General features: G+C 60.9%; 16 protein-coding genes and 1 pseudogene. 1 reads left to right on the forward strand and 16 read right to left on the reverse strand.

What is annotated here, in order from left to right:
* Positions 1–53 precede the first annotated feature (53 nt).
* From ACIQV9_RS22895 to glnE, 16 genes are all read right to left on the reverse strand, one after another.
* On the reverse strand, positions 54–938 hold the full coding sequence (locus ACIQV9_RS22895; RefSeq protein ID WP_403106273.1) for a glycosyltransferase: 885 nt from the start codon (positions 936–938) through the stop codon (positions 54–56).
* Entirely contained in the window at positions 935–2,089 is a 1,155-nt protein-coding gene (locus tag ACIQV9_RS22900) for a glycosyltransferase family 4 protein (RefSeq protein ID WP_403106276.1), read from the reverse strand. The genes ACIQV9_RS22895 and ACIQV9_RS22900 overlap by 4 nt, the downstream gene beginning before the upstream one ends.
* On the reverse strand, positions 2,086–2,970 hold the full coding sequence (locus ACIQV9_RS22905; protein WP_403106279.1) for a DUF6625 family protein: 885 nt from the start codon (positions 2,968–2,970) through the stop codon (positions 2,086–2,088). Before ACIQV9_RS22905 ends, ACIQV9_RS22900 begins: the two co-directional genes overlap by 4 nt.
* Positions 2,971–3,024: 54 nt before the next feature.
* A complete protein-coding gene (locus ACIQV9_RS22910; protein ID WP_403106282.1) occupies positions 3,025–4,458 on the reverse strand; it encodes a PIG-L deacetylase family protein in 1,434 nt (477 codons plus the stop codon).
* 8 nt (positions 4,459–4,466) lie between these two features.
* Positions 4,467–5,363: an antimicrobial resistance protein Mig-14 gene (locus ACIQV9_RS22915; protein ID WP_403106284.1), complete on the reverse strand. Its 897-nt coding sequence runs from the start codon at positions 5,361–5,363 to the stop codon at positions 4,467–4,469.
* Positions 5,363–6,493 (reverse strand): glycosyltransferase, encoded by a 1,131-nt coding sequence (locus ACIQV9_RS22920; RefSeq protein ID WP_403106287.1) that lies wholly within the window; start codon positions 6,491–6,493, stop codon positions 5,363–5,365. The genes ACIQV9_RS22915 and ACIQV9_RS22920 overlap by 1 nt, the downstream gene beginning before the upstream one ends.
* Positions 6,477–8,234, reverse strand: coding sequence for a carbamoyltransferase (locus tag ACIQV9_RS22925; protein ID WP_403106290.1), 1,758 nt, complete (start codon positions 8,232–8,234; stop codon positions 6,477–6,479). The genes ACIQV9_RS22920 and ACIQV9_RS22925 overlap by 17 nt, the downstream gene beginning before the upstream one ends.
* Positions 8,235–8,547: 313 nt before the next feature.
* Positions 8,548–8,883: a YceK/YidQ family lipoprotein gene (locus tag ACIQV9_RS22930; RefSeq protein WP_403106292.1), complete on the reverse strand. Its 336-nt coding sequence runs from the start codon at positions 8,881–8,883 to the stop codon at positions 8,548–8,550.
* A 237-nt stretch (positions 8,884–9,120) separates the two neighbouring features.
* Positions 9,121–10,572, reverse strand: coding sequence for a lipopolysaccharide kinase InaA family protein (locus ACIQV9_RS22935; protein ID WP_403106295.1), 1,452 nt, complete (start codon positions 10,570–10,572; stop codon positions 9,121–9,123).
* Entirely contained in the window at positions 10,572–11,324 is a 753-nt protein-coding gene (locus ACIQV9_RS22940; RefSeq protein WP_403106298.1) for a lipopolysaccharide kinase InaA family protein, read from the reverse strand. Before ACIQV9_RS22940 ends, ACIQV9_RS22935 begins: the two co-directional genes overlap by 1 nt.
* Complete coding sequence (locus ACIQV9_RS22945; protein WP_403106300.1) at positions 11,321–12,055, reverse strand: lipopolysaccharide kinase InaA family protein; 735 nt, start codon at positions 12,053–12,055, stop codon at positions 11,321–11,323. Before ACIQV9_RS22945 ends, ACIQV9_RS22940 begins: the two co-directional genes overlap by 4 nt.
* Entirely contained in the window at positions 12,055–12,861 is an 807-nt protein-coding gene (rfaP, locus tag ACIQV9_RS22950) for a lipopolysaccharide core heptose(I) kinase RfaP (protein ID WP_403106303.1), read from the reverse strand. The genes ACIQV9_RS22945 and rfaP overlap by 1 nt, the downstream gene beginning before the upstream one ends.
* Positions 12,861–13,982, reverse strand: a complete 1,122-nt coding sequence (locus tag ACIQV9_RS22955) for a glycosyltransferase family 4 protein (RefSeq protein WP_403106306.1) — start codon at positions 13,980–13,982, stop codon at positions 12,861–12,863. Before ACIQV9_RS22955 ends, rfaP begins: the two co-directional genes overlap by 1 nt.
* The gene (waaC, locus tag ACIQV9_RS22960) at positions 13,982–15,043 is read right to left on the reverse strand and encodes a lipopolysaccharide heptosyltransferase I (protein WP_403106309.1); all 1,062 of its coding nucleotides are present in this window, start codon (positions 15,041–15,043) and stop codon (positions 13,982–13,984) included. Before waaC ends, ACIQV9_RS22955 begins: the two co-directional genes overlap by 1 nt.
* Position 15,044: 1 nt before the next feature.
* Positions 15,045–16,079, reverse strand: a complete 1,035-nt coding sequence (gene waaF / locus ACIQV9_RS22965; protein ID WP_403106311.1) for a lipopolysaccharide heptosyltransferase II — start codon at positions 16,077–16,079, stop codon at positions 15,045–15,047.
* 465 nt (positions 16,080–16,544) lie between these two features.
* Entirely contained in the window at positions 16,545–19,484 is a 2,940-nt protein-coding gene (gene glnE / locus ACIQV9_RS22970) for a bifunctional [glutamate--ammonia ligase]-adenylyl-L-tyrosine phosphorylase/[glutamate--ammonia-ligase] adenylyltransferase (RefSeq protein WP_403106314.1), read from the reverse strand.
* A 384-nt stretch (positions 19,485–19,868) separates the two neighbouring features.
* On the opposite strand from glnE, the pseudogene ACIQV9_RS22975 reads away from it, so the two are divergent.
* Positions 19,869–20,246 (forward strand): annotated as a pseudogene (locus ACIQV9_RS22975) (pyruvate dehydrogenase (acetyl-transferring), homodimeric type); the annotation flags it as partial.

The raw sequence follows: 20,246 nt of genomic DNA on the forward strand, positions 1-20,246 counted from the left end.
TGTAGCAGCCGGACGCAGGCTTCGCCAGCTGCTACACAGATCGCGTTAGAACCTTAGTCTTTTTCCAGCGGCGAGAAATACAGGCGTCCCAGACCACGCCAGGTCTTCTTGTTCCAGGCCTTGAACGGGATCTGCGCCAGCAGCTCGCGGGCGAGTTTGCGGTCACGGTTGGCGGTCTTGAGGAACATCGAACTGAGGAACTTGTAACGCACCTCGTCGTACAGCGGATGATCGCTGAACAGCGCGTAGGAGCGCAGGATGTTGTCGACCATGAAACGGTGGTTCTTGTAAGAGTTGGTGGCGTGCTTGCGATAGCGCGCCATCAGCACATTCAGGCCATCGATAAAGTAACCCGCACGGGTCACCTTCAGTTCGATCAGCAAGTCTTCCAGGCGAATGTTCGGATCGAACCCACCCACCTTGTCCAGCGCTTCCCGGCGGATCATCAGGGTTGGCGCGGGAGGATAAGGTTTGCGCTCCAGGAACATGTCATCGAAGTCCAGGCGACGGAACGGCACATCACGGCGCTGGCGCTTCTCCGGATAAAGATTGCCGTCGGCGTCGATCAGCTCGATGTTGCCGGCGCAGATGCCAACCTCCGGTTTGCCATCCATGTACGCCACCTGAGTCGCAATGCGCTCCGGCAGCATGATGTCGTCGGAACCGAACGGCGCGATCAAGCTTCCGCTGGAGCGGGCGATAGCACCATTGAGCGTGTTGGTCAGCCCCTGATTCTGCTGAACCCGAAAATCGAAACCGTGCTGCGCCTGCAAGACCTTGATGCGCTCGACGCTGTCATCCTTGGAGCCGTCATCGATCACCAGCAACTCAATATTCGAATAGGTCTGGTTGAGGACGCTGAGAATGCTTTCCTCGATGTAGGGTGCGTGGTTATACGACGCGATGATGACGGTGACGAGAGGTTGCGCGTCGTTCATGGTTGTTCCTTGCGGGCCTGTTCCAGGCCGGAGTCGATCAGGTTCAGGTATTCCTGACGGAACACCTCGATGTCATGTTGTTCCTGGAGATAACGGTAGGACTGCTCGCCCTTGGCCTGGAGCTCGTCATCCGACAGCCCGAGGTAGTTATCCAGCGCCGCGACCAGGCTCGGCACGTCCTTCGGCGTAATCGCCAGACCGCCTGCCCCTTCGATCAGCGGCAGCATGGCCGGCACGTTGGAGGCGATCACCGGCAGGTGTCCGCTCATGCCTTCGAGCAGCGCCAGTCCCAGGCCTTCAGCCAGGGATGGCATGGTCCAGACGTCGAACGCGCGAATGTACTGCAAGGCGATTTCCTTGAAGCCCAGCAGGTGCGCGCGACCGGTCAGGCCCAGGCTTTCGATTTCGGCTTTCAGGCGCGCCTCTTCGCGGCCGGCACCGATGATCGCCAACTGGGTGTTCGGATACTTGTCCTTGAGGGCGGCAAACGCCTGCAACAGATACGTGTGCCCCTTGACCGGCACTAGCCGACCCAGCGCCCCGATCAAGCGCACCGACGGATTGATACCCAACAACTCGCGGGCACGCTCGCGGCTGTGCTGCAAGCCTTCGGCCTGCTCGATGTCGATGGCGTTGGTAATGGCGTAGGTATTCTGGTCGGTGAAACCGCAGTCGCAGTCCAGCAGGTACTGTTTGACCGCCGGCGACACACCGACGAAACGCCAGTGACGATCGATCAGCCGCTGGGTCTGGCGGCGCCGATAAAACCGGTCGTACTCGCCAAAGCCGTGGGAAATGCCGATGCACAGCGGGACCTTCAACCAGCGGTTGAGCGTCAGCATCATGTTCACCGGCTTGAAGCGGTTACAAATCACCACGTCGAATTTTTCTGCGCGACAAAACTTGTACAGCGTCCACATCGCCCGCAGGCGCATACCCTTGAGGGACTTGTCGGAAAACTCGAAATACACCGAACGGTCGGCCCGGCTCACGGCTTCACCTGGCCCGGGCTTGCCACGCAGGAATGCCGCCGTGACCTCGTAGCGATCACCTGGCAACGCCTTGACGATCTGCTCCGCGAGGTCGGCAAAATCATGGGCTTTGACGTTGTAGTCAGGCTGCAATTGCAGAACCTTTGACCGTTGACTCATAACTCTCCCCGGTGAAAACCAGTCGCATCGATGACCCAGGCCGGTTCGGCGGCAATACGCCTGACCTCGGCTGGATCGGGTGGAGGCAACCGTGACCACTCATTGCGTTCCCAGCAAACGAAGTGGAAATACGGAAACCGGCGATCGCCATCGCGATCATTACTCAAACAGCCATTACGCCAATACCAGTGATGCGGAAAATCATCCGTGCCGTCGTGCCACTTGATGCAGCCACCCGGCGTGCTGAACGCCTCGGTGAATTCGCTGCGCCGACGCCACGGATTGAGCTTGCCCACCAAGGTGAACAAAGGCTCGGGGAAATTCTTGCGCCAGAGGAAGATCCGACTGAATGCGCCCTCGTCCAGCGCGTGATGTGCCTGATCGGTAAAGCGCGTTCGCCAATCCTTCATCTGCATGAACAACTCACGCTTGCGGGCGTTGTTGCGCATCAGGCAGAGATGCCCTGCTACCCGTCGCTCGTGGGTTGAGAACAGGTCATAACCGGCCAGCCGATCAGGGGTGAAGTAACTTCGCAGGTCACCATACACCAGATCAATATCGCCGAACCCCCAGAAGTCATAGCCTTGCAAGCGGTCGGCATGAATATGCCCCAGCGCCGGTTTGATGTCGCAGAGCTTGTAAGCCGCATTCGGTGCAAAGTCGATATCCAGCCGTTGCGACACCAGCCCACAGTATTCACTGAACGTCATGCACTCGATCGTGACGTTAGGTGGCAAGTTCTCGGGCATGCCGCAGTCGCTGAACAGCAACCAGTCGATATCGGCATTACGACGGCAACTCTCCAGAAAAAACGGCATCCAGAACGGCCATTGGCCGAAATACGGAATCAGAAAAACAATGCGCGGGTGTGGGTTGATCACAGAAAAGTCACTGCATTTTGTTTAAGACACGGCCATGCTAGACAGCGAAGTGCTTCATTTCTGCTGTCGAGATGTTTCACCATGCTTCAAAAGCCATAACATCTCATGGCGTCTGACTGCCTTGCGAAAAAATTCGTTCTGGCCATAAAGGGGCGGCACTCTACGGGCCAACAGCTGTTGTATCAACCGACGCAAACGTCGCTTGAACGGCATGGGCGGTTGCAGGTCGTGCATCATGCCCAGCGCCATGGCTTTATCACGCTGAAGGTCCAGCGTCAGCGGCAGGCAGCAAGGCTGCATCGGCGTGGCCGAGTCGAAGGCCGGCGGCAGCGCGATGCCATGCCCCGCATCGCCCATCGGCCAGCGGTCGTTATCGTGCAGATGATTGGCGTAGCCGAGCAACGTGGTCGGCTGCCATTCAAGGCCTTTCAAGGCTTCGAGGACCGCTTGCTGGGCGCAGAGATGATCGGGGTGCGGATCGAGCGTCGGGTGCGGCAGCACGATCACTTCAGGGCGTGCGCGCAACAACAGTTCACGCAGATCGGCCAGCAGGTTGTTCCAGGTCGGTGCGCCGTCGATGTCGCCCGGCAGGGCAAACGGATTCAACTGGCGATACACGCGGGTGTCGCTCAACTCGGCTTCCCGGGAACCCATCGGCTGCGTTGGCGCGGCTTGCATCGCCGCCAGTTGCAGGCAGAAATAACCCAGCTGCACGCAATGCGCTTCAGGCACACCCGCCCAACGCGGCACCGCGATGCTGTCCCAGGCGCGCAAACGGCCCTTGAGCCGCGCCGCCTCGACCTTGTTCAGGCCCAGCTGCTGATAGTGTTCGGCTTCGATTTCACCGGCAGTGAGAGTGACGATCCAGGCTTCATCGGCTTGGCTGTACAAACCATAGGCAGCCAGTTCCGCATCATCGGCGTGGGGTGCGATCACCATCACTCGCTGACGGCGGTAATCCGGTTGCTCTAGCGCCCACAGCACCGGCTCGCCGAGCAAGCGGCAGAAGCGTCCGTGCAAGCGCAACTCGCCCCGCGACAACACTTGCGCCTGACCGCTGAGGTTCAGGTAACGCAGGCCATTCACACCGCGCTCAAAGGTCTGTCGATCCGGGTTGTCGCCACCCAGCAACTCGACCACCGGGTCGATAAAGCGACCCAGCCACGTGCTTTTTACCCGGAGCGCCAACACCAGCGTTGCGTCGTCGACCAGCATCACGCCTTCGTCCAGGCGCAAACGTTCACCGTCCAGATGCACCTTGGGCTGCGGGGTGTAGGGCGGGAAGCTGTATTGGTAATCGTCTTTCGGCGAATAGAACAAATGGTCGGCGAACCATGCCTCGTGGGCAATCCAGCCCAACACCGCGAGCACCAGCGGCAACCACCACGCCACCAGCACGCCGATGGCAATCAACAGCACCAGCGCGATCAACAGGCCGATGCGTTTGTTGCGCCGATGGCGCTTGAGCAGTTGCTGTTTGCGACTCATGGGCTCACTCACACGGTGAAGACCGGCACAGGGTTGCACCAGCGGTCCTTGTATTCTCGGTCGGCGCGACCGAAGGAAAACCGCAAGGGTTTATCCAGGGCCCGCGCATGTTCCCAGGCACTTTGGGTGTTGAGGAAACTCAGCACGCTGCCGGGGCTGAACTCGCGCGTTTCGGGATCGACACCGCCGTTGATGTACTCGACGCTGATCCACTCCGGCGCCTCGACGCGGTACACCAGTTGAATCGCAATCGGTGCATCGTTGAGGAAAATCACCGAGCCGATCAGCAGGTCCCGCAGCAACTCGATCACCTCGCCCATGCGCTCGGCGCCGGTGGCCGGGAAACCCCAGCGACGCTGGAACAGGTCGCAGTAGATCGCGGCCAGCTCAGTGCTGGAGAACTCGGCGACCGGCCGCACCACCCCACCCGCCTCTTCCAGCAGACGCAATTCACGGCGCTGGTTGTAGCGAAACTTCTTCGACAGCTCTTCCGGCGTGCGGGCCATGGCCAGTTGTTCGCTCTGCAACTTGATGTCGGTGAAACGGCCTTCGCTGAGCGCAGACAAGTATCGTCCGCGATGACGAAGTGGCGCTTGAGCATCAGCGGCGGCCGGCAGGATCAACTCGGCATTGCCGAGGTCGAACAAGCCCTTTTTACCGCGACGCTTGAGCACGTCTTTGGACAGTGCCAGGTCGCGACCCCAGGTCGGAATAGCGGCTTTCACTTCACCGTTTTGCTCCCAGGCCAAGTAACGCACCGGGATGTCGGCCAACTGTGCAAGGCGTTCAACCACCAGGGGATGGGTCGCGACGCTGCCACCAAAACGTTGCCAGGCCTGTGCATAAGTCGAGGCGTCGACCACCGCCCAGCCACGTTCGCGCCAGCCTTGAAATCGGTTGAGCATCAGCCCCTCGGTGCCAGTTCTGTGACGTGCGGCAAATGCCAGAAAGCATCGCGTACCGCGCGGTCGGAGAAACGCTCACGCAGGCGATCGAGCATCAGCTCGGCACACTGGTGACGTTGCTGGTCGTCCATCGCGGCCAGATGTTGCAGCCCTTGGGCCAAGTGTTCGGCATCGCCCAGCGGGAAAAGAATGCCCACGCCTTCGACGACCTCCTTCGCCCCACCGCACGCGGTGGCGAGCAACGGTACGCCGGCGGCCATGGCTTCGAGCAGCACCATGCCGAAGGGTTCGTGATCAGAACTCAGGGCAAACACATCGAAGGCACGGAAGTAGCGACGGGCATCCGGCACTTGACCGAGAAACAGCACGCGATCGCCGATACCCAGTTCACGGGCCAGGGCCTTGAGGTCCTGTTCCAGTCGACCGCTGCCGAGGATCACCAATTGGCTATTGGCCGGCAAGCTCGGCAATGCCTCGGCAAATCCATGCAGCAGCGTGGTCTGGTCTTTGTCCGGGTGCAGCCGCCCGACGTTGCCGACAATCCAGGCATCCGCCGACAGACCGAGGGTTTCCCGGGCTTCGCGCACCGACACCTGGCTGGTCTGCAACGCCGGCACATCGACACGGTTATAAAGCGTCTGAATCCGCCCGGCCGGCCACTTCGGCAGGCAACGGCGCATGTCGTCACGCACCGCATCGGAGACCCCGAGCAGGCTCAGGCGCTTGCGGAAAATATGCGCGAACAGTTTGCGGGTGCCGCGCTTGTAATCGTCAAACGCGTGATGCACGCCAATCACTGGCAACGACGTGCCGAGCAAGGCGATGTAGATCGGCTTGAAGCGGTGAGCAATGCAGAAACTGAAATTGCGCGAAGCGGCGATCTTGCGCAGATCGCCGATGGCACCCAGCTTCAGGCCACGAATGGCCTTGGAGCTGTATTCCATGAACAGCACTTCATCGGAAGCGCAGTTCGCGGCGACTTCGCTATCGGCGGCCCCGGTCAAAAAGACCGTGGTCACGCGATAACCGGTCCCCGCGAACAGGCTGGCGTACTGCCGGGCGCAGTCCAGGAACGGCCCGTCATAGCCGTGGCAGAACTGCAACACATGGCGTTCAGCCGAGCGTGTCATAAGCGTTGGCGCCCTCTTTGACCACCAGGATGTCTTCCATGATCAGATACTGTAGATCGGAACCGAAGAACATGTTCAGCGCGTCGGTCGGCGAGCAGATCATCGGCTCGCCACGACGGTTGAGCGAGGTGTTCAGCGACACGCCGTTGCCGGTCAGTACTTCCAGCGCCTTCATCATGTCGTAGTAGCGCGGGTTGTATTCGCGCTTGAGCACCTGGGCCCGGGAAGTGCCGTCTTCGTGGACGACTTCCGGCACGCGGGTCTTCCATTCTTCAGCCACTTCGAAGGTGAAGGTCATGAACGGCGCCGGATGATCGATCTTGATCATCTGCGGAGCCACGGTGTCGAGCATCGACGGGCAGAAAGGCCTCCAGCGCTCGCGGAACTTGATCTGGTGGTTGATGCGGTCAGCCACGCCGGTCGCGCTCGGGCAACCGATGATCGAACGACCGCCCAAGGCACGCGGACCGAACTCCATGCGCCCTTGGAACCAGGCCACCGGGTTGCCATCGACCATGATCTTGGCGATGTTTTCCGGCATGTTTTCGAGCTTGCGCCACACCGGCTTGCTCGGGTGACGGGCGCATGCCGCGACGACGTCTTCGTTGCTGTACGACGGGCCGAGGTAGACGTGTTCCATCTTCTCGACCGGCACGCCACGGGCGTGGGACACATAAGCTGCCGCGCCAACCGCGGTCCCGGCATCACCGGAAGCAGGCTGCACGAACAACTCTTTGACGTCATCGCGAGCGATGATTTTCTGGTTGAGCTTGACGTTCAAGGCACAGCCGCCGGCGTAGGCAAGCTTGCCGGTTTCCTTGAGCACGTCGCCCAGGTAGAAGTCGATCATCTGCAGCGCGATCTTTTCGAACAGCGCTTGCATGCTCGCGGCGTAGTGGATGTACGGCTCGTCGGCGATGTCGCCTTCGCGCTTCGGACCCAGCCACTCGATCAGCTTCGGCGAGAAGTAGAAACCCTTGCCCTTCTCTTTATAACGACGCAGGCCGATGACGTTGGCGTAGTCGGTGTTGATCACCAGCTCGCCGTTCTCGAACGAGGCCAGACGCGAGAAATCGTATTTGCTGGCATCGCCGTAGGGCGCCATGCCCATGACCTTGAACTCACCGTCGAGCATCTCGAAACCGAGGAACTCGGTGATCGCGCCGTACAGGCCGCCGAGAGAGTCTGGATCGAAGAATTCCTTGATCTTGTGAATCTTGCCGTTTTCGCCGTAACCGAAGAAGGTCGTGGCGTACTCACCCTTGCCGTCGATCCCGAGGATCGCGGTTTTCTCTTTGAAACCGGAGCAGTGGTAAGCGCTGGAGGCGTGGGCCAAGTGGTGTTCGACCGGCTCGATCTTGATTTTCTTCGGATCGAAGCCCAGTTGCTCGAGGCACCAGACGATCTTGTTGCGATAGCGCTTGTAGCGACGGTTGCCCATCAGGATCGCGTCGAGGGCGCGGTCCGGGGCGTACCAGTAACGCTTGGCGTAGTGCCAGCGCGCCTTGCCGAACAGGCTGATCGGGGCGAACGGAATCGCGACCACATCAACGTCGGACGGCTTGATGCCTGCCTGCTCGAGGCAGAACTTCGCCGATTCGTAAGGCATGCGGTTCTTTGCATGTTTATCGCGCACAAAGCGCTCTTCTTCAGCCGCCGCGACCAGCTTGCCGTCGATGTACAAGGCTGCGGAAGGATCATGGCTAAGGGCGCCGGACAGGCCAAGAATCGTCAATGCCACAGGGGTCTAGCCTCTTTAGTCTGCATGCAGGCGACAAGCGCCTCAAAAATTAATGTGCCCCTCGCAAGGGGCGAGAGACAGCTAAAGGGCGGGATTATAGCTTAAAAGCGACGGCAAGCCTCTAGCGGGAAGTGGCAAGCAGCAAGCTCACGCGTTGACAGCAGAAAGACGTCGACATAGGCTCCTGCTCAAATGGACTGGGAGATCCCGGTCGGCGCTATAGCCTCGGTGAGTTCATCGGGGCTTTTCGCTTTCTGAAACAGTGAAAACCTGTTTCAGGACTAGACACATGACCCGCCGTAATACAAAAGAGCTACCGACGGCCTGCCCGCCAGTAAATACCGAGATTGCCGTCGATAGCCTGGCGGTAAATCGTGTAGGGCAAGGAAACGGTGTCCATGACACCCGACAGGGTCAGGTCCAGCAATACGAAGGGGACGAGGACGCCGGTGGGATCGGGCGGGGCATTCAGGATGCAGAAGTCGTAGGCCAGGCCGCTGTAGATGCGGGGAATGGATTGGCAGTAGGTTTTTTGCTTGCGCAGGCCGCGAGCGGCGTCTTCGTCATCCTGCAGCACCGTCAGTGCGGTCCCGCAGCCGGATAAAGCCAGTGAGAAAGCACCGATCGCAACAGCCGTTTTTATGGTCAAAGTCTGCCCTCCGTGAACGTCAGGCAAACTAGCATCGTGGCTATTCAGGGCACAGTTCATGGGGTCTGTGGATCGTGTAGGACAGTTCACAAGAACTTGTCCTCTTAATCTCGGGTGTCTGTTTCGGCCCCATCGCGAGCAGGCTCACTCCTACATTTGATCTGCGGTGAACACAGAAACCCTGTGGGAGCGAGCCTGCTCCGGGCGGCGTTCCGACGATAGGGTCGAAGACCCGACTCAGGCCGCGCCAGAGATATCTTTGGGCAGACGCTGATCAATGACCTGATACAGCGCGCTGCTCTCAGGCCAGTTACGCATGAACCGCGCCCGGTCCCGCGCATACGCCGGTGCAAAACTGCCCACAGAACCATGCTGACACATCGAATCCAGATCGATCAGCGCCCAGCGATCCTGCTGCCAGAACAGGTTATGGCCCTTGAAATCCCCATGGCTGATGCGTTCGCGAATCAGCTCGGCAAACAAATGATCCAGCGCCACCAACTCAGCCTCGGGCGCATCGCCCCTTTCAACGTACGGCGCGAAGCGTTCGATGATGTCCGGCCCCGGCAGATACTCGGTGATCAAGTACGCCCGGCTGCGCAGCCAGAGAAAACGCTTTTCCAGCAGCGCCAACGGTTTGGGCGTGGCGATACCGAGGAACGTCAGGCGATTGCCTTCGCGCCACGAGTGCCAGGCACGGCTCGGGCGCCAAAAGCGCTTTAGCCAGTGCGCAAAGCCTTTGATGTTGTAGCGTTTGATCACCAGCGTCCGACCATCAACCTCGACTTTTCCTACGCTCGCCGCGCCACCGGTCTTATACAGATGGCCCTGATCGAGCAAAGCATCGGCCTGCTCCAGCACCGGCAGCATCGCCGCTTCTTCGTCGCGACGAATAGCCCGCAAGCCAGAAGCCCCGCGCTGGACGCTGAACAACGAACACTCGCGGCCCACCTTGATCAGGTAATCCTTCAAACGCCAGCTGCGAACCTTGTCGATCTGCTTCTGCAACGCTTCCATCGGCAAGGCATGCTCGCCATTGCTCAACAGGTAATACACCAGTAATTCTTCGGTGAACGGTTCCAGCGACTTGGGCAACTGGGCGAAAAACACGCCGAGGTTTTCCAGGACTTTCTGCCGCGACAGCGGCTGGCCCGGGGTTTCAGCGCAGACGCCGCCGCCATCGATCAGGTACAGCCGACCTCGCTGACGCAGGAGATTGTCCAGGTGCAGGTCTTCCTGCCAGAGCCCCTTGCGATGCATTTGGCCGATAGCGCCCAACGCCTCGGCGAGCACGGCCCCCTGCATATCCGCCAGCACCGGCAAATGTTCGACCTGTTTCCAGGTATCCCCCAGGCTCTCGGCGCCCTCAAGGAAATCGAACAGCAACCAGCCGCCCTCGCCCTCTTTCAGGCCGTCCACCAGCAACTGCGGCGTGGTCAGCCCTTGATCGGCGAGCAACCGCACGCCGTCCAGTTCACGCTGAAAATGCCGCGCCGCCTTGCCGCCGACCAACAACTTGGCCAGCACCGGCCGACCGCGCCACACGCCGGCGCCGACATAACGCTGCCCCGGCAACACGCGCAACAAGCTCAGCAACTGCAACTCGGCGGGCCCGGCGGCATCGGCCAGCGAAATGCTCATCGGCAGGCTTGGGTTGCGACCGGCGTTTTTCAGTTCAGACAACTGCATCAGCGCGTCTCCTTGCGACTGCGCCGCGCGGTCAGGCGCGAAACCCAAGTGTCCACCAGCGAACTGTCCCGCGGCTGATCCACATAAACCGCCAGCAACTCGCGCAATTGCGCTTCAGTCCACTCCGGTGCTCGGCGCAGCAACGGTTCCAGGTCCTTGATCCGGTCACGCTGACCGAACAGCAACGGCCGGGTCTTTTCCAGGTCGATCAACTGCGCCTGATAACCGTCGCCCGTGGCCTGCAGAAAAATGTGCTTGGGGTAGAAGCAACCGTGAAGCTGACGCACGCCGTGCAGGCGCCGCGCCAGTTCGCCGCAGGCTTTCATGATGGCCGAGTGTTGCGCTTCGCTCAGGTCCGACCAGCGCTGCAACAGCGAATCCAGGTCATCCCAACCGTCCAGCGCGCGCGTCAGCAGAACCGCCCGTACTTCCCCGTCGACTTTGCGCTCACCAAAAAACGCCGCTTTCAGCGCTGGAATACCCAGCTTCTGATAACGACTGATGTTGCGAAACTCCCGGGCAAAACTTGGTTCGCCGAACGGCGCATGGAAGGTGCGCGTCAGGTAGTTGCTCTGGCGCTTGAGGTAGTAGCCATGACCTTCCAGATCCAGCCGAAACACACTGCTCCAGCCGCCACCGACGGTGTTGGGTTCATCCACCGCGTCGAGCTGCTTGGCCCAGAGTGCGTCAAAAGTGCCGAGGCCATGACGCTCAAGCAGCGCACGGTCTTCAGCGGCCAGAAAATCAGTCATTCGCGTCCCTCGAAGAATCTCACCACGTGCCGAATGCGTTTTTTGTCGTCGACGTTCAGCCGGTCACGCTGGCGGTATTGCAGGTAAAAGCGCAGGCGCTGGGTGGCCGACAGGTGATATTTCGCCACCTTGTCGAGGCAGGCCAGGTCCTTGGTGATCCGGTACTTGAGCCAGAAGCCGCGCCAGAAATCGCCGTTGGGGCAATCGATCAGGAACAGCTTGGCCTCATCGTCGATCAGCAGGTTGCGCCACTTCAAATCGTTATGGGTGAAACGGTTGTCGTGCATGGTCCGGGTGTAACCGGCCAACTGCCGACTGACGGTATCGACCCAGGCGCGGTCCGCCAGCTTGGGATCGTGGCGGTCGGCAAGGGCCGACAAGTCTTCGGTGTTGGGCAATTCGCGGGTGATCATCGCGCCACGGGCATACGCCGCGCCGCGCCGCTCCAGACCCCAGGCAACCACTTCAGCGGTTGGAATACCCCACTTGGCGAAGCGCTTGAGGTTCTGCCATTCAGCCTTGACCCGAGGCTTGCCCAAATAACGGCGCAGGCCTTTGCCGGCGCCCACGTAGCGCTTGACGTAATAGTTGACGCCATTGCGACTGACGCGGATGACCTCAGACAACGGGTCGCGGGTCAGGCGCTCGCCTTGAAGCGCGAACACCGCTTCCAGGCTGCCAAAATCTTCCGCCAGATCGCTGTAAGCAGGTTCCAGTTTCCAACCCGGCATCAGAGCGCATCCCCGTATCGCTGTTTACGGTCGTAGAGTTTGTTGGCCTTGCCTTCGAGCCAGGCGAGCAATCCGGCTTCCTCACCCAGAATCTGGCGCAAGGGCCGCTGGAAATAGCCTTTGAGGAATCGCAGTTTGTCGCGCTTGGTCAGGCCGATGTCCAGGGCCGAAAAGTACAGCGCCGCCAGATCCTTGTTGCGCCAGCGCTGCGTGATCGTCGGACGGGTCTGGGCGCGGTGCAGGTCGATCACCGAGAGCTTGAAGTCCTCAGCCGTCACCGGTTTATCGGTGTGCAGCAAGAAGTGGCAGATGTAGCAGTCGCGGTGGTTGACCCCGGCGCGGTGCATCATGCCGGTCATGCGCGCGACTTCGGCGATCAGTGCGCGCTTGAGTTTGGGCTCGGGCGGGTTCTTGACCCAGTCGATGCTGAAGTCTTCAAGACTGACGGTGGGCGCCAGCTCTTCAGTGACGATAAACGAGTGCTGATCCGCCGGATTGCTGCCCTTCTCGCCGTAAGCGACGGCGGTCATGGTCGGCACGCCGACTTCTTTCAGGCGCTGAATGGCCTTCCACTCCTGACCCGCGCCGAGTACCGGCAGCTTGGCCGTCAGCAGGTTCTTGAAGATCTCGCCCCAGCCGATGCCACGGTGGATCTTCACGAAAAAACCATTGCCGTTCACTTCTGTGCGCAAGGTCCGGCGCGCTTCCAGTTCACGGTAAACCTCGCCCTGCAAGCCTTCGACTTCGGTGAACGCATCGCGTCCGGCCCAAAGGCTCTTGAACGGTTCAGCCAGCATCAACTTCATTAAGCGTGCTCCGCCAGAATCACATCGGCCGCGTGCTGCGGCATGCTGTAGAGGTCGGCCGTCTCAGCGAAGGCCAGACCGTTGCGGCCCCAGGCCGCCCGTGCTTGAGCGTCGTTCAACATGCCGGTCAGGTACTGCGTCAGTTGCGCCTGATCGAACGGTTCGTCCAACACCAGGCCTGCGTCGGCCTCGGCGATGTAATGGGCGTAACCACAGACCGCGCTCACCAAGACCGGCAACCCGGCCACCAGGGCTTCGAGCAACACGGTCCCGGTGTTTTCGTTATACGCCGGGTGGATCAACAGGTCGGCACCGAGCAGGAAACGCGGGATATCGCTGCGGCCCTTGAGGAACGTCACGTTGTCGCCGAGCCCAAGGGTGGCGCTCTGCATCTGGAATAATTTGGGGTCATCCTGGCCAATTACAAACAGCCGGGTGCGTTTCTTCAGATCAGCGGGCAACGCGGCCAGCGCCTTGAGGCTGCGATCCACGCCCTTGGTCTTGAACCCGGAGCCGATCTGCACCAGTAGCAGGTCATCGTTCTTGAGGTTGAATTCGCGACGGAAATCGGCACGGATTTCAGCGGCATTGGCTGGCGCGCGACGGTCCTGGGAAATACCCGGCGGCAGCAAATGGAAGCGTTCCAGCGGCGTGTCGTAATGCTTGATGAACAGCGGTTGCTGGACCTCTGAAATCATCAGCACTTCCGTCTTGGCGTCCCTGGCGAACACCGCGCGCTCGTACTCGGCGAAGTGCCGGTAGCGGCCCCAGCGACGGTACAGCGAGTTGCGCAGGTTCTGCGCCTTGTCTTCGAAACAGCCGTCGGCGGCGTAGTAAACGTCCAGCCCGGGCATCTTGTTGAAGCCGATCAGACGGTCCACGGGACGCTTGGCCAGGTCCGCCTCCATCCATTCGCTGAGTTTTTCGTTGCGCCGATGGTTGAAGAACGCCTTGACCGGTGCCACCAGCACTTCGAAACCGGGCGGGACATCGCCTTCCCAGATCAGCGTGTAGACGCGAATCTGATGGCCGCGTTGCTGGCATTCCAGGGCGATGCGCATGAAGTCACGCTGCAAGCCCCCAAACGGAAAGTACTTGTACAAGACGAATGCCAATTGCATCAGCGCAGCTCCTCAGCCAGTAACAACGTGCTCAGTCGGGTCGCGACACGCTCGGGATTCAGACGCGTGAAGCACAGGGGCCACTCGCGTTTCAGATCGAACTGACGGGCATCTTCGGCCGTCGGTTGATAGGTGCATTTCTTTTGCAGGCACGGGGCGCAGGGGAAGTCGCTGGCGATGTGAATCTGCGCCTTGCCGTAGGCGCCGGTCAGCCCCGGGTTGGTCGGGCCGAACAGCGACAGGGTCGGTACGTCGAGCGCGGCGGCCAAGTGGCCCAGGCCGGTGTCCACGGCCACGCAGGCTTGAGCGCCGGCCAGTACTTTGCCGACACCCGCCAGGTTCAGTTTGGGCAGCACTTCGACATGCCGGAACCCTGCGGCAATGCGCTCGGCCCGGGCTTTTTCGATGGGATTGCCCCACGGCAGCTTCACGGCAACGCCGAGATAGCCAACGCGCTCAGCCAGTTCGCGCCAATAGGCTTCCGGCCAGTGTTTGGTGTCCCACGTCGTGCCGTGCAGAAACAGCACGTAGGGATTCTTGCGCGGCAGTTCCACCAGACGCTCGACGTTCAGGCCGTAATCGCCCAGGCCTTTGGGCAGGTCGTAGCCCAACGCCAGGGCGAACAATTGACGCACCCGCTCGACCGCGTGTTGCCCACGGCCCACGGCCAGGCGACGGGAATAGAAACGTGCGGCGATGGGTTCGCGCGCCGAGTCCTTGTCGAGGCCGGCGACCGGCGCTTTGACATAGCGCGTCAGCCAGGCGCTTTTCAGCAGGCCCTGAGCGTCAATCACCAGATCGTATGGGGCGGCACGAACGCTTTGCTTGAAGCGCTTCCACTCACCACTTTTAATGGTCTGCCAGATGTTTTTGCGCCAGCGACGGATCGCCACCGGGATCACCTTGCCCACGGCCGGGTGCCAGGTCGGGATTTCGGCGAAGCCTTCTTCCACCACCCAGTCGAACGTGATGCCGGGGATCGCCCGCGCCGCGTCGGTCAACGCCGGCAACGCGTGAATCACGTCGCCCAGCGAAGATGTCTTGATCAGCAGAACGCGCAAACTATTTGACCTCGACCACAGTGCCCTGCAACCGCTGCAAGGCTTCGTTCACTGCTTGCGGCATGAGCTGTCGCAGGCAGTTGTAATGACCGAAGCGGCAGGTGCGATCGAAGCACGGGCTGCATTCGATGCCCAGGCGCACAATCTCGACGTGCTCGGCCAGAGGCGGCGTGAAACCCGGCGACGTCGAACCGTAGACCGCCACCAGCGGGCGGTTCAACGCGGCGGCGACATGCATCAGGCCGGAGTCGTTGGACACCACCGAATCGGCGCAGGACATCAGGTCGATGGCTTCAGCCAGGGAGGTGCCGCCGCTGAGGTTCATCGACTCTTCGCGCAGGCCGGGAATCAGCCGCGCGCGGATGTCCTCGCCAACAGCGTGATCGTTTTTCGAACCGAACAACCAGACTTGCCAGCCTTCGCGGATCTTCGCTTCGGCGACCTTGGCGTAGTGCTCGGACGGCCAGCGCTTGGATTCGCCGAACTCGGCGCCGGGGCACAGGGCCAACACCGGGCGGTCGAGGGTCAGGCCGAACTTGGCCAGCGCCGCCTCGCGGGTGACCGGGTCGATCTGCAGGCTCGGCCGTGGATACGGCGTCGGCAGTTCGGCACCGCGCTCATAAGCCAGCGCCATGAAACGCTCGATCATCAGCGGATAACGTTCTTTATCCAGCGTGCGCACGTCATTGAGCAGGCCGTAGCGGAACTCGCCACGCCAGCCGGTGCGTTTCGGGATCCCGGCGAAGAACGGCACCAGCGCCGACTTCAAGGAGTTTGGCAGCAGGATCGCCTGGTCGTACTGGCCGGCCAGGGATTTGCCGATGCGCCGACGCGTCGCCAGCTCCAAGGCGCCGTGGCCGAGCGGAAAGCTCAAGGCCTGACGGACTTCGGGCATGCGCTCCAGGATCGGCCGGCTCCATTCGGGGGCCAGGACGTCGATTTCGCATTGCGGGTGGCGTTGCTTGAGACACTGAAACAGTGTCTGCGCCATCACCATGTCACCGACCCAACTGGGCCCAACGATCAGAATTTTCATGTGGTTTCCATAAACGAACCGGGGAGGCATACGCCTCCCCGCCTCGAGAATCACTGTGGGAGCCTGTTTGCTCGCGATGGGATCATCACATCCAACATTACTGTCGACTGTCACTCCGCTATCGCGGGCAAGCCCGCTCCCACATGGGTATTGGTGCACATCCAGTGCTGCAGCTTAGCTGCCTCAATCTACAAATCACCACAAATCCACTGTGGGAGCGTGGCTTGCCCGTGAAGGGGCCGGCACATCCGGCATCGATGGCGACTGACACTCCGCCATCGCGAGCAGGCTCGCTCCTACAGGGTTTTGCGTTCTGCCTTACTTCTGCAATTCACCGCAGATCACTGTGGGAGCGAGCCTGCTCGCGATGGGGTCGTCACATCCAACATCGATGTCGACTGACACTCCGCCTTCGCGAGCAGGCTCGCTCCTACATTGGATATCCAGTGTTACAACTATCCGGTTTCAGCTTAACCCCAGCTCACGCCAGATCCGCAATACCTGCCGGCGCTCATCCGCAAACTGATCACCCGGTATCACCCCGGCGTCCTTCTGCAAGGCCTGCCGGTGCGCGGCGGAGCGGTAGGCTTTGTAGGCCTCGCGCAGCAGGCTGGCGTCTTCGGCGGGCATCAGCCCTTCGTGTTCCAGCTCTTCCAGAATTCGGATGTTATCGGTCCAGCGCAGCAATGGCGGGTGTGTTTCGGACCACGCCAAGGCCGCGTATTGCACCATAAATTCAATATCGACGATACCTCCGGCGTCCTGCTTGAGATCGAACGGCGCCGTGGCCTCGAAGGCATTTGCCGCTGTGCCGGCCGCGGTGCTCTTGCTGCCGAGGTTATCGCGCATCTTGGCGCGCATTTCGCTGACCTCCTGACGCAAGATCGCCAGGTCCCGTGGCTTGCCCAATATCGCCGCGCGGACTTTCTCGAACGCACGGCCAACGTCTGGACAGCCCACCAGTACCCGCGCCCGCACCAGCGCCTGATGTTCCCAGGTCCAGGCTTCATTTTCCTGATACCGGGCAAACGCACCGAGCGAACTCACCAGCAACCCCGACGCACCGGACGGCCGCAGACGCATGTCCACTTCATATAGCTGACCGGAGTTGGTCTGGGCCGTGAGCAAGTGAATGATCCGCTGCCCCAGCCGGGTGAAGAATTGCGCGCCGTCGATAGGTTTCGGGCCGTCAGTTTCCGCCTGCGGGTCGCCATCATGGATGAACACCAGGTCAAGGTCCGAACCATGCCCCAGTTCCAGGCCGCCGACTTTCCCATAACCGACAATGATGAAGCCCGGATCGCACAAGGTGCCATCGGTGCGCAGTGGCGTGCCGTATTTGGCCACGGTCTGGCGCCACGCCAGGGCCAGCACTTGTTCGAGGATCGCTTCAGCCAGCCAGGTCAGGTAATCGCTGACCTTCATCAGCGGCAGGCTGCCGGCGATTTCCGAAGCAGCAACCCGCAAGCGGTGCGCCAGTTTGAAATGGCGCAGGGCTTCCATTTGCTGTTCAAGGTCGTCTTCGGGAATCCGGGTCAGACGCTCGCGCAATTCGGCGGCCAGTTCCGGCGCCTGGGGCGGCTTGAACAACCGGCCTTCGTTGAGCAATTCGTCGAGCAGCAGCGGGAAGCGGGTGATCTGCTCGGCGATCCACGGGCTCGCGGCGCACAAGGTCAGCAAACGTCGCAGCGCGCCGGGGTTCTCGGTCAGCAGCACCAGATACGCCGAACGGCGGGCCACCGCTTCAACCAGCGGCAGCACACGCTCCAGCACCAGATCCGGATTGGCGTGTTCGACAGCCTGAGCCAGCAACCGCGGAATAAACGCATCGAGGCGTTCGCGCCCCAAGCGTTGCATCGCGCGCAACTGCGGGCTGCCGCGCAAACCGGCCAACGCTTTCAGGGCCTTGGTGGCATCGGCAAAACCGCCCTCTTCCAACTGGCGGCAGGCGGCTTCTTCATCCTGGGCTTCTTCCCACAGCGGCAGCCATTCACCGCCGACCACCACTTCGCTTTCCGTGCCTTCATCTTCATCGGGATCGGCAATCACCTGACCGAAGTGCCACGCCACGCGGCCCCGCCAGTACATCAATTGCTCATGGAAAGCCTCCCAGTCGGCAAAGCCCAACATAAAGGCAATGCGCGCCTGATCCTGCGCGCCGTCCGGCAGCATCTGAGTCTGGCGGTCGGCAATCGCCTGGATCGCGTGCTCGGTGTAACGCAGGAATTCGTAGCCTTCGCGCAGTTCGCTGATCACCGCCGGCGGCAGGTAACCCTGACCTTCCAGGGTGCTCAGTACTTTTAATAGAGGACGTTGCTGCAAGCTCAGGTCGCGACCGCCGTGGATCAGCTGAAACGCCTGGGCGATAAACTCCACTTCGCGGATGCCGCCGGAGCCGAGCTTGATGTTGTCGGCCATGCCCTTGCGCCGCACTTCCTGCTGGATCAGCTGCTTCATGGTGCGCAGCGCTTCGATCGCCGAGAAGTCGAGGTAACGCCGGTAGACGAACGGGCGCAGCATGTCTTGCAATTGCGCGCCGGCCACTTGATCGCCGGCCACCACTCGCGACTTGATCATCGCGTAGCGTTCCCAGTCGCGGCCCTGGTCCTGGTAATACTGTTCCAGTGCGTTGAAGCTCAGCACCAATGCGCCGGCCGAACCGTAGGGCCGCAGGCGCATGTCGACGCGAAACACAAAACCGTCGACGGTCATCGGGTCCAGCGCCTTGATCAGGCGCTGGCCGAGACGAATGAAGAATTCCTGGTTATCCAGTGAGCGTTTGACGCCGACGGTTTCGCCGCCCTCGGGGTAGGCGAAGATCAGGTCGATGTCCGACGACAGGTTGAGCTCCACGGCGCCGAGCTTGCCCATGCCGAGGATGACCATCTGCTGCGGCTCGCCGCTGCGCCGGCCGGTCGGCACGCCGAACTGCTGGCAATGCCGCGCGTACAACCACTGATAGGCCTGATCGATGCTCGCATCGGCCATGTCCGAGAGGTCGCGGCAGGTCTGGACCAAGTCGGCCTGGCGAGTCAGGTCGCGCCAGATGATCCGCACTTGCTGACGGGTGCGCTGACGGCGCAAGGCGCGACCGAGTTCATCTTCGGTTTCGGCCGCATTCGCCGCCGCCGCGATCTGCCCGCACAACTCGCCGGGCGCGAAGCTGCGGTCCAGTTCGCCGGACTGCACCAGCGCCAGCAACATCAAGGGGTCACGCACACTCTGTTCGGTCACGAAATCGCTGGCGGCGGTAACGCGGGCGAATTGCGCCCAGCGTTCCGGCGTCCAGGCAGACAGGCCATGGTCGTCTTCCAGCTCGGCAATGGCGGTGCGGAACGACTGCTCGGCGCGGGTGACAAACGGCAGGAGAATGCCGGGCAGTTCGGCAAGCACAGGGAGGCTCATGGTCTATCCTTGATCGGCGTGTAGAGGACGGCATGTAGTGAATTTTCAAATCGCACTACGTGATCGACTGTCGAACAAAGGTTAGAAATAGCTGAAATTTCTTTATTTTTGGCAGACAGCATCAAGCTTTCACCTTTTTCGGTTGGCAAAAGACCAACCTTAACGATTATTCTCACAACGCAGCCGGAGGCCACAAGCCGCTCATCTGTAGTTTTACTACTCGTATATACATTCGGATAGCTGAAATGCCCGATGATTTGTAGTAAAACTACACGCCGCCGGAACCTACCACTCGGCAATCCAAGAATTTATATCGTCTGCCCACAAGGCCAGTCGCAAACTCAGGCAACCGATTCTGGAAGCCTTTCCGCCCTGGAGCAAGCCATGCAAGACCTCGATCCCGTCGAAACCCAGGAATGGCTGGACGCCCTGGAATCGGTTCTCGACAAAGAAGGCGAAGACCGCGCTCACTATCTGATGACCCGTATGGGTGAACTCGCAACCCGCAGCGGTTCGCAGTTGCCTTACGCCATCACCACGCCATACCGCAACACCATTCCAGTTACCCACGAAGCACGCATGCCTGGCGACCTGTTCATGGAACGCCGCATTCGCTCGCTGGTACGCTGGAACGCGATGGCCATGGTGATGCGCACGAACCTGAAAGATTCGGACCTGGGCGGTCACATCACCAGCAACGCCTCCAGCGCCACCCTGTATGACATCGGCTTCAACTACTTCTTCCAGGCCCCGACAGACGAC

Source organism: Pseudomonas sp. NPDC099000 (assembly GCF_044759925.1).
GTDB lineage: Bacteria > Pseudomonadota > Gammaproteobacteria > Pseudomonadales > Pseudomonadaceae > Aquipseudomonas.

What these genes read in the sequence shown, in the direction of transcription:
- ACIQV9_RS22895 (WP_403106273.1), bottom strand. Translation starts at nt 938, where the DNA reads ATGAACGACGCGCAACCTCTCGTCACCGTCATCATCGCGTCGTATAAC.
- ACIQV9_RS22900 (WP_403106276.1), bottom strand. Translation starts at nt 2,089, where the DNA reads ATGAGTCAACGGTCAAAGGTTCTGCAATTGCAGCCTGACTACAACGTC.
- ACIQV9_RS22910 (WP_403106282.1), bottom strand. Translation starts at nt 4,458, where the DNA reads ATGAGTCGCAAACAGCAACTGCTCAAGCGCCATCGGCGCAACAAACGC.
- ACIQV9_RS22915 (WP_403106284.1), bottom strand. Translation starts at nt 5,363, where the DNA reads ATGCTCAACCGATTTCAAGGCTGGCGCGAACGTGGCTGGGCGGTGGTC.
- ACIQV9_RS22920 (WP_403106287.1), bottom strand. Translation starts at nt 6,493, where the DNA reads ATGACACGCTCGGCTGAACGCCATGTGTTGCAGTTCTGCCACGGCTAT.
- ACIQV9_RS22935 (WP_403106295.1), bottom strand. Translation starts at nt 10,572, where the DNA reads ATGCAGTTGTCTGAACTGAAAAACGCCGGTCGCAACCCAAGCCTGCCG.
- ACIQV9_RS22940 (WP_403106298.1), bottom strand. Translation starts at nt 11,324, where the DNA reads ATGACTGATTTTCTGGCCGCTGAAGACCGTGCGCTGCTTGAGCGTCAT.
- ACIQV9_RS22945 (WP_403106300.1), bottom strand. Translation starts at nt 12,055, where the DNA reads ATGCCGGGTTGGAAACTGGAACCTGCTTACAGCGATCTGGCGGAAGAT.
- rfaP (WP_403106303.1), bottom strand. Translation starts at nt 12,861, where the DNA reads ATGAAGTTGATGCTGGCTGAACCGTTCAAGAGCCTTTGGGCCGGACGC.
- ACIQV9_RS22955 (WP_403106306.1), bottom strand. Translation starts at nt 13,982, where the DNA reads ATGCAATTGGCATTCGTCTTGTACAAGTACTTTCCGTTTGGGGGCTTG.
- waaF (WP_403106311.1), bottom strand. Translation starts at nt 16,079, where the DNA reads ATGAAAATTCTGATCGTTGGGCCCAGTTGGGTCGGTGACATGGTGATG.
- glnE (WP_403106314.1), bottom strand. Translation starts at nt 19,484, where the DNA reads ATGAGCCTCCCTGTGCTTGCCGAACTGCCCGGCATTCTCCTGCCGTTT.